Source organism: Leminorella grimontii (assembly GCF_039789245.1).
Lineage (GTDB): Bacteria > Pseudomonadota > Gammaproteobacteria > Enterobacterales > Enterobacteriaceae > Leminorella > Leminorella grimontii.
This window is the reverse complement of the sequence record NZ_CP146357.1, coordinates 845,385-858,977: the sequence shown is the minus strand read 5'-3', so window position 1 is coordinate 858,977 and position 13,593 is coordinate 845,385. Positions and strand designations below refer to the sequence as shown.

The 13,593-nt window shown below is 55.7% G+C and carries 15 protein-coding genes; 3 read left to right on the top strand and 12 right to left on the bottom strand.

All coding sequences use genetic code 11. The features are described from left to right. Window positions 1-520 precede the first annotated feature (520 nt). The 7 genes from V8L73_RS04085 to V8L73_RS04055 all read right to left on the bottom strand — a co-directional run bounded on the left by V8L73_RS04085 (window position 521) and on the right by V8L73_RS04055 (window position 8,156). Entirely contained in the window at window positions 521-1,282 is a 762-nt protein-coding gene (locus V8L73_RS04085; protein ID WP_347254180.1) for a dipeptide/oligopeptide/nickel ABC transporter ATP-binding protein, read from the bottom strand. Then, window positions 1,272-2,099: an ABC transporter ATP-binding protein gene (locus V8L73_RS04080; RefSeq protein ID WP_027274205.1), complete on the bottom strand. Its 828-nt coding sequence runs from the start codon at window positions 2,097-2,099 to the stop codon at window positions 1,272-1,274. The genes V8L73_RS04085 and V8L73_RS04080 overlap by 11 nt, the downstream gene beginning before the upstream one ends. Before the next feature lie 4 nt (window positions 2,100-2,103). Then, complete coding sequence (opp1C, locus tag V8L73_RS04075) at window positions 2,104-2,949, bottom strand: nickel/cobalt ABC transporter permease (protein WP_347254179.1); 846 nt, start codon at window positions 2,947-2,949, stop codon at window positions 2,104-2,106. Continuing rightward, window positions 2,946-3,884: a nickel/cobalt ABC transporter permease gene (gene opp1B, locus V8L73_RS04070; protein WP_347254178.1), complete on the bottom strand. Its 939-nt coding sequence runs from the start codon at window positions 3,882-3,884 to the stop codon at window positions 2,946-2,948. The genes opp1C and opp1B overlap by 4 nt, the downstream gene beginning before the upstream one ends. A gap of 37 nt (window positions 3,885-3,921) precedes the next feature. Then, a complete protein-coding gene (gene nikA, locus V8L73_RS04065; protein WP_347254782.1) occupies window positions 3,922-5,487 on the bottom strand; it encodes a nickel ABC transporter substrate-binding protein in 1,566 nt (521 codons plus the stop codon). A 45-nt stretch (window positions 5,488-5,532) separates the two neighbouring features. Further along, complete coding sequence (locus V8L73_RS04060; RefSeq protein ID WP_027274209.1) at window positions 5,533-6,312, bottom strand: class I SAM-dependent methyltransferase; 780 nt, start codon at window positions 6,310-6,312, stop codon at window positions 5,533-5,535. Between the two features lie 209 nt (window positions 6,313-6,521). Next, window positions 6,522-8,156, bottom strand: coding sequence for an ABC1 kinase family protein (locus V8L73_RS04055; protein ID WP_347254781.1), 1,635 nt, complete (start codon window positions 8,154-8,156; stop codon window positions 6,522-6,524). A gap of 221 nt (window positions 8,157-8,377) precedes the next feature. On the opposite strand from V8L73_RS04055, the gene V8L73_RS04050 reads away from it, so the two are divergent. Then, on the top strand, window positions 8,378-9,166 hold the full coding sequence (locus V8L73_RS04050; RefSeq protein WP_347254177.1) for a DUF6896 domain-containing protein: 789 nt from the start codon (window positions 8,378-8,380) through the stop codon (window positions 9,164-9,166). A gap of 4 nt (window positions 9,167-9,170) precedes the next feature. Here the strand turns inward: V8L73_RS04050 and V8L73_RS04045 are convergent, their stop codons facing one another. Further along, window positions 9,171-9,707 carry a YaeQ family protein gene (locus tag V8L73_RS04045; protein WP_027274212.1) on the bottom strand — a complete coding sequence of 179 codons (537 nt, stop codon included), beginning with the start codon at window positions 9,705-9,707 and terminating at the stop codon, window positions 9,171-9,173. 249 nt (window positions 9,708-9,956) lie between these two features. Here V8L73_RS04045 and V8L73_RS04040 point away from each other — a divergent pair, with 249 nt between their 5' ends. Both V8L73_RS04040 and rof read left to right on the top strand, forming a co-directional pair. After that, complete coding sequence (locus V8L73_RS04040) at window positions 9,957-10,157, top strand: YaeP family protein (RefSeq protein ID WP_027274213.1); 201 nt, start codon at window positions 9,957-9,959, stop codon at window positions 10,155-10,157. Continuing rightward, window positions 10,144-10,410: a Rho-binding antiterminator gene (rof, locus tag V8L73_RS04035; RefSeq protein WP_071783339.1), complete on the top strand. Its 267-nt coding sequence runs from the start codon at window positions 10,144-10,146 to the stop codon at window positions 10,408-10,410. Before V8L73_RS04040 ends, rof begins: the two co-directional genes overlap by 14 nt. Window positions 10,411-10,456: 46 nt before the next feature. On the opposite strand, the gene V8L73_RS04030 is transcribed toward rof, so the two are convergent. The 4 genes from V8L73_RS04030 to V8L73_RS04015 all read right to left on the bottom strand — a co-directional run bounded on the left by V8L73_RS04030 (window position 10,457) and on the right by V8L73_RS04015 (window position 13,432). Next, window positions 10,457-10,840, bottom strand: a complete 384-nt coding sequence (locus tag V8L73_RS04030; protein WP_261831352.1) for a hypothetical protein — start codon at window positions 10,838-10,840, stop codon at window positions 10,457-10,459. A gap of 28 nt (window positions 10,841-10,868) precedes the next feature. Continuing rightward, complete coding sequence (locus tag V8L73_RS04025) at window positions 10,869-11,189, bottom strand: c-type cytochrome (protein ID WP_027274215.1); 321 nt, start codon at window positions 11,187-11,189, stop codon at window positions 10,869-10,871. Between the two features lie 415 nt (window positions 11,190-11,604). Beyond that, window positions 11,605-12,966, bottom strand: coding sequence for a tRNA lysidine(34) synthetase TilS (gene tilS, locus V8L73_RS04020; RefSeq protein ID WP_347254780.1), 1,362 nt, complete (start codon window positions 12,964-12,966; stop codon window positions 11,605-11,607). 70 nt (window positions 12,967-13,036) lie between these two features. Beyond that, entirely contained in the window at window positions 13,037-13,432 is a 396-nt protein-coding gene (locus V8L73_RS04015) for a VOC family protein (RefSeq protein ID WP_347254176.1), read from the bottom strand. Window positions 13,433-13,593: the final 161 nt, after the last annotated feature.

Sequence of the window (13,593 nt, the reverse complement as noted above, 5' to 3'; positions counted from 1 at the left end):
TTATTTAATCAAATACCTAACGGTACTGATTTCCTAATTTGCATCCATTAAACGAAAAAGTGGGCAATAAAAAATATCGCCATCAATCACTTCACATCACCTTTCCCATAGGGAACCCGATCTCTGATGAAAAAGAGCATCTTCAATAAACTTAACTTTAAAAAACAAATGCATTAACGTGTTGTTTATAAAACAACCGAAACATGAAAAAATCAAATGTGTATTTTTAAAGTATATTAAAAACAACGCAATCACACAACAAAAACATAATTTTTAAACAAATCAACAAAATATATAAACATGGTGTATAAAAACATTAAAAATGTAATTTAGGCATAAAAATAAAGTAACAAAACGAAGAGATTATAAACAAAATTAAGATAACAAAAGATTACAAATAATTCAGGGTGTAATAAGTTGAAAAAATAATAAAAACCATAGGTTAAGATATAAAAAATCGAGAATAGCAAAGAAGTAAATTGCAAACGGCAAATATATGGGTAAGAACAGTACGCTTTGCCTAAGGAAAAGCCATCACTGAGCCAATGAGCCTTCTGGCATACGGATGACTTACCGACGCTATTTCGTCAACGTCGCACCGCTCGACGATCTTCCCTTCGCGAAAAAACAGCGCTCGATTGCACAGATAGGCAACGGCCTGAACGTCGTGGGTGATAAAAAGGTAGGAGAGGTTAAATCTGGACCTTAGCTCGGCTAACAGGTCCAAAATTTGCACTTGAGAAGAGACGTCCAACGAACTTATCGCCTCGTCTAAAACCAGCAGCCTGGGATTGTTCGCGATTGCACGACCGATGCACACCCGCTGCGCCTGACCGCCGGAAAGCTGATGAACGTAGCGCTCGCAAAGCGAGTCCGGCAGCCCCACCAGCGACAGCAGTTCGCTTACCCGCTGCGCTAGCGCCCCTTTGCCGCTACGCTCCTGAAGCAAAATCGGTTCCGACAGCGCCTGAAAAACCGTCATCACCGGGTTAATGGAAGAGGCATAGTCCTGAAAAACGGCGCTGATTCGATTTTTTCGGTATTTATCAAACAACACGGGGCGCTCGTCCAGCAGGATTTGGCCGCTGTCCGGCGCTTCCAGCCCACAGATAAGCCTGGCCAACGTACTTTTCCCCCCACCGCTTTCGCCAATCAATCCGACGCACTCCCCTTCTTCTATCGTAAAGGAGACGCTGCGAATAACGCTGCGCCTTTGGCGCGAAAAGAGGCGATTGCCCTCGCGCGGATAGGACTTTTCAACGCCGTCTACCTTAAGAAGCATCGGCCACTCTCCCCAACAGTCGGTTAAGCGGTCGGCTTAGGCGTCGACGCGTTTCTATCAGGCTTCGGGTATAGTCGTGAGACGGCGACGCAAACAGCCGCGCCGTTTCCCCTTGCTCGACGACGCGCCCCTCCTTCATCACCACGACGCGCTGGGCCAGCTCGCGCACCAGCGCCAGATCGTGGGAAACAAAAATCATGGCGGACCTGCTTTCAGTACGCAGGCGAATGAACTGCTGGATAACGTCGTACTGGGTAATGCCGTCAAGGGAGGTTGTCGGCTCATCGGCAACGATAAGCCTGGGTTCGCACGCTAGCGTCAGCGCAATCATGACCCGCTGCAGCATGCCGCCGGAAAGCTGATGCGGGTACTTTTTCAAGACGGCGTCGGGATCGCGAAGCTGAAGCTTGCCGAGCATTTCCCTCATTAGGGCAAGCCTCACGCCGCCGTTCTTGATGCCCCGCTGTGAGAGCGTTTCTTCAAACTGATTTCCCACCGTATACAGAGGATCGAAGGCGCTCGCGGCGTCCTGTACGATAAGGCCGATTTCGCTTCCCCGCAGGTCTCTCCACTCGGATTCTCTCAGCAAAAGCAGGCTGCGCCCGTTAAAGGTTACCTCTCCCTCGGCGCGCAGCCCGGGCGGCAGCAGGCCGAGCAGGCTTTTACACAGCAGCGTCTTTCCGCTGCCGCTTTCGCCGACGATGGCCGTACAGCCGTGGGCGGCAAGCGTCAGCCCGACGTCGTTCACCAAACGACGCCCGCTTTGGCTCTCCGTCACGGACAGCGACGCAACGTGAAGCAAAGGTTCCGTCCCCATACCGCTACTCCTCATTCCTGATGTGATAGACCGGATCGAAGGCGTCGCGCAGGAAGTCGCCGACGACGTTAAACGCCGCGACCGTTATCGCAATGGCCAAGCCCGCCGGCAGCATCTGTTCGGGGTGCGTTAACATCACGCCCTTCGCCTCGCTCAGCATGTTTCCCCACTCCGGCAGCGGCGGCTGAGCGCCAAGGCCGAGAAACGAAAGCGCCGAAAGCAGCAGCACCACGCTGCCGATGTCCGACGAGGCGAGTATGGCGACGTCCGCGGCGGCGACCGGCAGCAGGTGCCTGCGCATCACGTGGCCCGCAGGAGCGGCAATAACCCGTGCGAAGCTCACGTAGTTTTTATGACCGTGCTGAAGCACTACGCCACGGATCGTGCGCGCGTACCACGCCCACTTCACCAGCACGACGGCAAGCAGGACGTTGTTCATCCCCGGTCCCATCACGCCCACCAGCGCAAAAATCATCACTTCGCCGGGAAACGACAGCACGACGTCGCAGGCACGCATCAGAACGCCGTCTACCCGCCCCTGAAAATAACCGGCGATCAGGCCGAGCGCGCCGCCGAGAAAAATAGTGAACGCCATGGCGAGCAGCGAGTAAAACACGGTGGTGCGAATGCCGAACAGCAGGCGAGAGAACAGGCAGCGGCCCAGATTATCGGTTCCCAGCGGATACGTCAGGCTCATGGCCTGATACTTATTGCGAATAGAGGTCAGCGTCGGATCGTGCGGCGCCAGCGCGGGGGCTAAAACGCCGACGACAACGATAAGAGCCAGCAGCAGCAGGCACAGCATCGCCAAACGATCGTTTTTAAGCTTGCGCCAGAAAAGGTGAGTCATCGTCCCCTTCTCCCCAAAAGCCTTGGGTCCAGCTTGATTTGCAGCACGTCGACCAGAAAGTTGAACAGCAGGAACAGCGCCGCCATAAGCAGCACGTAGGCCTGAATAACGGGGTAATCGCGGTTAAAAATGGCAGTGACGCACAGCCGCCCTATTCCCGGCCAGGCAAAGACGTTCTCAATCACCACCGTTCCGGCAATCAGCTTGGGAATACTCATACCGATAGCCGTCAGCGACGAATGCAGCGAATTGACCAGCACGTGCTTAAACACGATAACGCGAGGAGAAAGCCCCCGCGCTCTGGCGTAAAGCGCATAGTTCTGATGCAGGTTGCCCACCATGCCGCCGCGGATCAGGCGAAAGTAGGTGCCGATATAGCCCAGCGTCAGGGTGAGCGCGGGTAGAACGACCGACTTGGCCTCCGACATGCCGCCAACGGGAAACCAGTCCATTTTCACCGACAGCCACCAGATAAGCAGCAACCCTATCCAATAGTTAGGCACGGCCACCGCCAAAAATACCAGGCTGCGCACGGCCTTATCCAACCAGGAACCTTCGGCCAGCGCGCAGCCGACGCCCAAAGCCAGCGACAGCGTCACGATCATCAGCAGAGCGACGCCCGCCAGCCACAGCGTTGCCGGGAGCGCATTAAGAAACTCGTGCAGCACCGGCGTTCGGGTGACGAACGAAGTGCCAAAATCCAGGTGCAGCGCGTTCCACAGCCAGCTCAAATAGCGCAGCAGGAAGGGTTTATCCAACCCGAGCTCGTGGCGCATAAGCGCGATGGCCTGGTCGGTCGGCACCACCGCATTAACCCGCAGCGCCACTTCCGCCGGATCTGACGGCGCAAGGCTCATTAACACGAAGGCTAAAAACGAAATCATGACGGCCAGTGGAACCGTCATGATAAGCCGCCTTATCAGATAGAATCGCATCGGATCGCCGTGCCTCTCCGCTCGCTCTTATCGCCCGCTAAAAGTGCATTTTTTCAAACGGAATTTCATACTGTGAAGGGTTGAAGGTCACGCCCTTAATCTTAGGCGAGAAAATCGCCTTGGTTCTGGAGTAGGTCAACGGAATATAGACGCCTTCATCCGCCAGCGTGGTAAACAGCCAGGCATAAAGCGACTGCCTTTCCTGCTCGTTCGGCGTCAGCAGCAGTCGGCCGATAGCGTCGTCAATCTGCGGCTTGTTGGCCAGCCCCTTTTGCCCCTGATAGTCGGCGTGGGCGGGAATGCGAAACGACGAAACGAACGACGCCGGGTCGTAGGGCGTTCCCCACGACAGGGAGTACTGTAAATCGAAGTCGCCGGACTTCTGCCGGTCTAAAAACGCCTGCTTTTCTTCCCCCAGAATGTCGAGCTTCACGCCTATCTTTTTAAAGTCGTCCTGAATCAGCTCGGCAATCTCCCGTTCGGCGGCGTTGTTTCGGTTGTAAGAAAGCATCAGCTCCAGCGGCTTGCCCGCTTTTTCACGCACCGTTTTCCCGGCGGACAGCCGCCAGCCGGCCTGATCCAACAGCGCGTTGGCTTTTTCCAAGTCAAAACGGTAGGTCGGCAGGTCGATGTTGCAGTAGGGTACGCTGCGCGACATCAGGGTATCCGCCACGCTTTCCGTATCGTCCATAATGCCGGAGGCGATCGCCTGCTTGTCCACCGCGTACTGCAACGCGCGGCGCACGGCCTTATCCCCGGTGATAGGGCGGCTGCTGTTGAGCACCAGCGCTCTGGAGGCGACGGGCGGACTCATCAGGGTCTTATACTGGCCGGATGCCTGCAGAGCCTCAAAGCTGTCCATATCCAACATGTCGCCGTCCGCGCCGAAAATCAGCTGAACGTCGCCTTTTTGCAGCGCCATCAGCATGGACTGACGATCGGGGATGACCTTCCACAGCACGGCGGAAAGCTTAGGCTTCGCGCCCCAGTAGTTGGGGTTGGCGGTAAACAGCGCGTACTGATTGACCTTGTGCTCCGCCAGCACCCAAGGCCCGGTTCCGGCATAGCTTTTCACGCCGCTTTTGGTTTTACCGTCGATAAACGACTTTGGCGAAATGAAGCGGAATGGCCGGGTTAACCCCAGCTCCACCAGCGTCGGGTAGTAGGGATTTTTTAGCTTTATCTCGACGCGATAGGGGTCGAGCACGCTGACCTTTTCAATCTGCTGCACCAGCTCCAGCCAGGCGTGGCGCTGATAGTTGTCCAGCACGGCGTCGATGTTCAGCTTCACCGCCTGCGCGTTGAAGGGCTCGCCGTCGCTAAACGTCACGTCCTTGCGCAGGGTAAAGGTGTAGGTTTTGCCGTCGGGGGAAATCTCCCAGCTCTCGGCCAAAAACGGCTTCACGCCGCTTTCGGTATTCACCACCAGAGGCTCGAACACCATGTTTTGCGCGGCCATCTCGCCGGAGTACAGGTGCGGGTTAATGTCGCGAATGTCTTTGGTGCTGGCGTAAACCAGCCGGTTAGCGTCCGGTGCGGCCTGCGCGCCGAAGGCACAGGCCAGCAGTAAAAACAGCGCCGTGACGACGTTAAGCGGACGTATTTTCATCGTTATTCTCCTCTTAGCGTTCAGCCAAACTCAAAGCGCCTACTTTTCAGCCACGATCATAAACATCGGCGTAGACGCGTAGTTAATCTTTTCCTCTTCATCCCACAGCCCTTCGGCTATGCGGGTGTCGACCAGCAGCCGGTGGAAACCGCAGTCCAACAGCGCTTCGCTGTCCCATCCAGGGCGCATCTCGCGGCTTAACGGCAGCTCGCGGGCGATATTTTCCATTGCGACCGTGTCGGTGTTGGCGTAGTGATCGTCGATGTTGGAAGCCTGCGCATTTTGGCGATCCTGCAGGTATCCCCGGCGATAGCGCTCGTCAAACAGGTGTAGATACCAGTTGGCGTCGAAGTTAATCAGGCGGCCGCCCGGCTTCAGCACGCGACGCCACTCCTGGTAGGCTAACTTGGGGTATTTGAGGTTCCAGGTAACGTTGCGGGTCACGAGGAGGTCGAAGGTGTCGTCGGCAAACGGCAGACGGTGGACGTCGGACGTCACGAAGTTAACGTCAACGTCGTGCTCGCGGGCGTTGGCCTTTGCCTTCTCCAGCATGCCCGGCGTCACGTCGACCGCCGTTACCCGATGCCCCGCCATGGCAAGCGTCACGGCAAAAAAGCCGGGACCGGTTCCTACGTCCAGCACGTTTAGGCACGCGCAGTCCGGTGCGTTTCTTAAAATAGCGCTTTGCCACAGGGCGCGCTTGCTCCCCTTAAGCTCGGCTTCGTTAACCTGGCTATAGCCGTCGGCGCGCGTATTCCAATAGCGTTTTACGTCGTCCAGCAGCGTTTTAGAAAAGACTTCATCAAGTTGTAGCGTCACGGCGGGCACCTGTTTTGCGGGTTATCGACTCAAGTGCTTCTCACCGGCGCGGTTGAGAAGCGTGGGCAAATGGTATAGCACCCCACCCGCCGCGCTCAACCAAAAGTATGCAATTTAATAAAGAAGTTCATACTTTTTTGCGAAAGGTCATAAAACGAGCGTCTCAAGCGCCTCTGAGACAAATTTTGTTACAGCCTCCACAGACGCGGCTACGGCCGAAGCCTCAGCGTCAGCAGGAAGATGCCGGCCCCTACCGCCCCCAGGCACAGCAGCGGGAACAGCGGTATGCCAAACAGCGTGAAGTTGGTCGCCAAAAGCCAGGGCGCAAGGCCGAGCGCAAACGCCGCCGTTACGATAGCCACTGCCAGCGTCATGGCGCTGCGCTCTAAAGAGCGGCCCAGATCGTTTAGGTTCTTCACCTCCAGATCGGCATGCAGCTTGCCGTGCTGAAGCCGGCGAAGCACCAGGCTTAGGGTCTGCGGCAGCTCTTCACAAAGCTCGACCATCTCAATGCCCAGACGCTTGAGCCTGCGGCCCGACGCACCCGCGCCGTAGTGCTTGAGCATCGCCTCCTGCAAAAACGGCGTCAGGGTGCCGATGATGTCGATATTTGGGTCGATGCGGCGCAAAACACCGTCGGCGGTGATCAGCGCCTTAAACAGCAGCACCAGATCCGATGGCAGGCTGAGCTGATATTCGCGCGCGACCGCAAGGATCGTCATCAGCGCATGCCCCAGCGGGAGTTCACCGGGGCCGACGCGCTGATAGAAATCCTGCACCGCCAGCTCAAGCGTCGCGCTGTCCGGCCCAGCGTCTTCGCTCCAGCGAATGAGCGTATTGACCAGCCCTTCGGACTCCCGCTCCGCCAGCGCCTGCATCATCAGCAACAGCTGATTGCAGCGCCGCTCGGAAATCTGCCCCGCCATGCCGAAATCGATAAAAGCGACCTGGTTGTCCCCCACCGCCATCAGGTTGCCTGCGTGAGGATCGGCGTGGTAAAGCCGGTCGAGAAACACCATCTGCATAAAGGCCAGCGCGCCCTTGCGGGCCAGCGTCGGCCCGTCAAACCCCGCCTCGGCGAGCTGACGCTGGCTCTGCGGCGGCGTTCCCGGAATGTAGCTTTGCACGATCAGGTGTTCGGTCGAATATTCCGGCCACAGGCGAGGGATGACGATGTCCGGGCGGTCGCGGAAGTTTTCGCCAAAGCGCTGGGTGTTTTTCGCTTCCTGCGTCAAATCAAGTTCGTTGTGCATGGCCGTCGCCAGCTGTCGAACCAGCTGGCGTGGATGGAAACGAGCCAGATCGGGGCTTTGCTGCTCAATCACCTCGGCCAGCCAGGCCAGCAGCCGAAGGTCGGCGTCAATCGTCTCTTTAAGCCCCGGCTTCAACACTTTTACCACCACCTCTTCGCCGCTGTGCAGGCGAGCGCGATAGACCTGCGCCATCGATGCCGACGCCAGCGGCGTGCGGTCAAACTCGGCAAACACCTCTTCCGGCTGCGCGCCGAGGGCGTCGCTGATGCGGTGGCATATTTGCTCCCAGGGAACGACGGTCACGTTGCTATGCAGCTTTTCAAGCTCGCTGGTCCAGCTCTCGTCGAACAGGTCGGCGCGCGTCGCGAGGATCTGTCCGAGCTTGACGAACGTCGGCCCCAGCGCCTCCAGCGCCTGACGCAGCCGCTGCGGCTGGTTCTCCGGTACGGTGTCGCTGACGGGGCGGCGGCCAAACAGCGTATTGAGGCCGAGAATGCGAATAAGATCCTGCAGGCCGTAGTTAAACAGCACTTGCCCTATGGATTTCAGACGCACGCGGTCCCGCGCGGTAACGTAGACGGTCTTTAGCAGCATATCGCATCCTTTTCGGTAAGCCTCGGCCGATGGCGAACCGACAGAGAAAAAACGTAACGGTTAACTAGATAAACGTTTCGCCGTTAGGGGTCAACGGAAAGTGAGCTATTTTCGGGCGCGCGTCTCTAAACGTCAAAGTTCTTGGTTTTTCTTTCGTCTCAGGCCTGCGCCTGTGCAAAAATAGCCGTCGGCAAAAATGATGAAAGGATATGCCCGATATGGCAAGAACCACCGAAACGCTAAGGATTAGCGCAATAGCCGACATTCCCACGGCAGAAGCGATAAAAAAGATCCCCAGAGAAAAAAAGCTGCGGCTGGTATTTGAGGACACCGTTAAAGAGCAAAGAGAAACCGTGGGCCAAGCGCTGAAAAACGACCTCGACGGTTTTTGGGTAGGCGTTCACATGATTGAGCCGGAAATAAACGTCGCCAAGCTAATAACGGAACAGGAAGTTGAACGCCATCAGGACTTCTTTGAAGCCTGCGCCAGAGACTACAGAAACCTGGCGACGGAGTTGATTTTTGTGCTCGCTCAGCAGCTAAATGTTCGCATTGAGGAAAACTACCCGCTATTAACCTTCAATCCATTCAAGGCAGGACGTAAGCACAAAGGCGTCATGGGGGAGTGGAGATACTTTTTTCACGGATATCACTGCGCTTTTGACAACCCAAAAACAGGGCAATGTATAGAAGTCCCGCTCGTTTTCGGCCTTGAGTTCGGCGACCTGGATCCCTATTTCTTCACCCGGTTTATCAAGTCGACAAAAGCGTATCGCCCACTCCCCGTTGAGCTCTACGAAGACTATCACGACGGCGTACGGGTCAATCAGAAGATGCTGGCGCTCGGCAAGTTTGAAAGGATAGAGGCCGCGATGCCAAATCACTTCGGCATCGCCGTTACGGGCCGTGAGAAAATTGACGTCGAGTCTTTTCAGACGAGTAATAAAGCCAAACCAAAGCGCCGTTTTGGCTTTGCCGAGCTTTTAAAACGTTTGCCTAAAAGCTAATAGCTTACTTCCAGACCTCAAACGCCAGCTCCAAATGAGCCTCGCCGGAGGAAAGCCAAATCGTCCCATCCTGAATGGTCGCCTGTAGGGTCATCGTGCGTTCGCACAGGGCAACGAGCTGTGCCAGCCGGGCGTCATCAAGGAAAAAGACCGACAGGTTTTCGTATTCCGCCAGCTTTTGCTGGTTCTGCTGCCACCAGACTCTGGCGGCGCGCTCGCCGTAGGCGTACAGAATCACGCTCTCGGCGCGGCGGCTGGCCTTGCGCAGGCGCTTTTCGTCCGGCAGCCCCAGTTCTATCCAAACAATGGGATCTCCCACGTCGTTTTGCAGCCACAGCTCCGGCTCGTCGTCCGCACAGAGGCCTTTGGTAAACGTCAGGCGCTCGTTGGCATGACAGATCCACGCCAGCAGGCGCAGCATCATGCGCTGCTCCGTTTCCGACGGGTGCTGCGCCAGCGTCAGCGTGGTATCGAGATAAACCTGGCGGTCCATATCCGCCACGTTCAGCATGGCTTTATAAATTGTTGCTTTCAGAGCCATGTTGGCTGTGTCCCGTAAAGAAAAACGACGTGCAGTGTAACCAATCCTGCGGATAAACACAGCCGTTTGATATATCTTCAATGCGCCATAATCAGCTAAAGAAACTTTTTTTCCCAAACGGCGGCAAGTAGCTGATATAAAAAATAACGGCTATGCTATAGTCAACGCACTCTCGACGGCGTGCGGCCTTTTTGACGCCGGTTGAGCAGAGTTTTTGCGTAAAGGCGGTTCACGGCAAAGGAGGTATCAATGCAGAAGTACAGTGAACCCGTTCGACGGAAGTATGCGCAAATCGCCAGCGGCGAACTCGGATACGTTGCCGATGCGCGAAGTTGTGTGCTAAAAACATTAGACGACATTGCGGCCAACGCTGCACTGCCGTCTGACGTAAGGGAAAGTGCGGCATACGCTGCCGCCAATTTACTGGTGAGTGATTATGGTGATGACTGAAAAAGAGTACCAACCCATAAATTGTGATGACTATGATAATTTAGAGCTCGCCTGTCAGCACCATCTGGTTCTTGAAATCAAGCTCAGAGGCGGTGAAAAACTGGAGGCTAAGGCCTGCGACCTGCAGCTGAAAAAGAAAGTGGAGTACCTGATTGTTGAGGCCAATGGAGAGCAGCGCGAGCTGAGGCTCGACAACATAGCCTATTTTAGCCACCCCACCCTTGGCAAAATCGAAATCAGTCTGGCGGATTAACTCACGCCACCGCGGGCAGGCAATCTGCCCGCGCATCTTCGATTCACTAGTAGCCTTTTACGATATCGTTTCTCCATTCATTCCAGGCTCCAAATGAACTTATCTTGCTCAAATCCATAAATTCGCAAGCGCCTATATCATAAGCTCTACAGGAAAACGCTTCACAAAGCGCCGCCACCAGTTCATTTGGTTCGTATTGTCCATGAACCATAAGCGTTATAGTCAGGCACTTATCCTCTTCCCCCATATAGAACTCAATCGCAAGATCGTTTTCGAGCAGGAGGCAGGCTTCATTTTCCGTATTTAATGCTGGCATCATCGTCTTTAAACGTTCAATAGCTTCTCGCCTGTCGAAAGGAATTGTGTCAACAATGTCTTCCAGTGGCTCAGCGTTCGTCTCTGTTCTTATCAGCATGACATCCCAGCTCATATCGCCTCCTCTCCGATAAGTCTGTCGATCACTCTTTCTCCCCCATGCCCGCATAATAGGCCGCAAGGTCGGCGATGTCCTGATCTGAAAGCGCCTGAACGTAAGCGGCCATCACGTTGGCCAAGCCGCCGGTGCGCTCGCCCTTCTTGTAAGCCTGCATGGAGTGCTCCAGATAGATCTGGTTTTGACCGGCCAGATTAGGGTAGGTCGGTATGGTTATCTTGCCGTTCATTCCGTGGCAGGCAACGCACTTGGCCGACTTGTTTTTACCGGCTTCGGCGTCTCCGGCGGCGTGGACGGAGAAGTTAATCAGGAGAGCGCTGCAAAGTAGGGTTAGGGATTTTTTCATTGATGGGGCTCCAGTGAGTGTTATTACTTTCAGTCAAATAAAAAGGGGCAAATTCCAAACCTGCCAAATTGGCTTTAGTGAATATTCCGACCGAAAATACAACGTGCCTATATGACCACCATGCTCGGTCGGAAAAGCGTCTGTATTAGCATTGGGAGTGCGGCGGGCCTAGCCCTCCTACGGGCCGTTATGAAGCCCTTCGGGCTTCACCCATCAGTGCCAGCGCAAGCGCTGTTCAAACCGGCTTTGCCGGTTTGTCGTTGGCTTACGCCAAGTCGCCCCCAACGGACAACGCCTTTAGGCGTTGAGCAACACGAAGTGTTGACCCGTAGGGCGAGCGCAGCGAGTAACACTCTCCCGCCGTTTAACTCCACAAATCGGCAAATCGTTAAAAAATTACTTTTAGTGTTTGTCATCAATCTGGCGCGGACACCCTGCGCAAATCGTTATCGTATTGAACATGCCAAACCGCATCGCCCTGCTTTGCTTCGCCGTCCCGTGTGATAAAAACGCCGACGGCGGCGATCGGGGTGTCGTTATAAAACAGCAGCGGCGTGCGCTGGCGCAGCCAAGGGGGAACGCCGAGCTCTTGCCACAGCTTTTTGAGCGGGCGGGAGTGTGGGCGTCCGACGATTTCCAGATTCAGGCCGCCCGGCGCGCAAAAGCGAACGGTTAGCCGTTCGTCGGCGTGGGGCATTCTCAAGGCCAGCCCCTCTGTTGCAGGGAGCAGAGCGCCCAGCCCGTCAGGAAGCCGCAGCCGTGACTGCCCGTCCCATTCAAGCACGGCGTTCGAGACGTCGTTCATCGGCGGCAGCAGGTACAGTCTATGGCGATAGCGGCGGACCTGATGGGTTGAAAGCGTAAGCTGTGGCTGGGCGTCCTCCTGGCTTTGCGCCACTTCAAGCCATAGCGTCTCGAGCTGCTCGCGGGAAGGCATCTGCGCCCCGCAAAGGCTAAACCAGCGGCGGAGCAGAGCGCGGCGCTGGGCAGCGGAAACGGTGCGCAGCCCGTCGACGTCCAGCGCGCCGTCGGCGTCGCACAGCCGGGTAAGCGTCGGTGCTAACAGCTCGTCGAGCAGGCTTTCCTGCTCGGCGCACAGCTCGGCGCTGCGGGCGACGGCTCGCGTAAAGTGGGGCCAACGCGCGTCTATCTGCGGCAGCACGTTGAGCCGCAGGAAATTGCGGTCGTAGCGCGCGTCCTGATTGCTTTCGTCATCTACCCATGTCAGGGCGTTTTCCGCCGCGTAGCCCTCGATGTCGCAACGAGAGACGTTAAGCAGCGGGCGCGCCTGCGTTCCTTTGCCGAAAGGCATTCTTTCCGGCATGGCCGAAAGCCCCGCCGGGCCGCTGCCGCGCTTTAGCGCTAACAGAAAGGTTTCGCACTGGTCGTCCAGATGCTGCGCGGTGACCAGCGTTTCCCCTTCTGCAAGGCGCTCGGCAAACGCACGGTAGCGGGCATCGCGCGCCGCCGCCTCAATGCCGGCGCCTGCGCCATCTACGCTGACGCGCACCACCTCCAGCGGCACGTTCCAGCGCTCGCACTGAGTCCGGCAGTGATCGGCCCACGCGTCGGCGTTTTGGCTCAGGCCGTGGTGAACGTACACTGCTCTAAGGCTAAAGTCCGGGCGTAGCGAAGCCTTAAGCGCCGCCAGCCCGTGCAGCAGCACCGTGGAGTCAACGCCGCCGCTAAAGGCCACCAGCAGCCTGACGTCACTCGCTAATGCGTGCGCCAATTGTTTTAATACGTTCTCAGTGTTTGCAGTATCGTTACGCGCCATCACAGGACTCACACAAAATTTTTACCTGACATTTACCCTATTTCTCTGAAGGGATTATACCCGCATCCGGCTAACTGTCGCTTTCATAAAGTTCTATCGGCAATTGGTCCGGATCGCGAAAAAAGGTAAAACGCCGACCGGTATAAGGATCGATTCGCACCGCTTCGCACTCAACGCCCTCTTCCACAAGCGTTGCTATCGCCTCGTCGAGGTCCTTGACGCTAAACGCTAAATGCCTTAATCCGCAGGCTTCTGGCGAAGTTACGCGCGGCGGCGGCGAGGGAAAAGAAAACAGTTCAATAGTGTAAACGCCGCCCAGGGCAAGGTCGGCCTTCCACGAGTCCCTCTCCTGTCGATAGCACTCAAACAGCAGCTCAAAGCCTAATGTATGACAATAAAATCGTTTGCTTTGCTCGTAGTCCCGACAAATCACTGCTATATGGTGCATTTTTTCCACTTTTATCATCAAAAACCCCGAACAAGAAAATTTATTACCTTTGAAATCAATATATTGAAAATCATCACACAATAATCATTTATCGGTATTTTTGCTGGTAACACGATTCAGCTCACTGAATTACAAAATAATAACAACTAGAATCCGGCGCCAGAATACGTTAATACCAA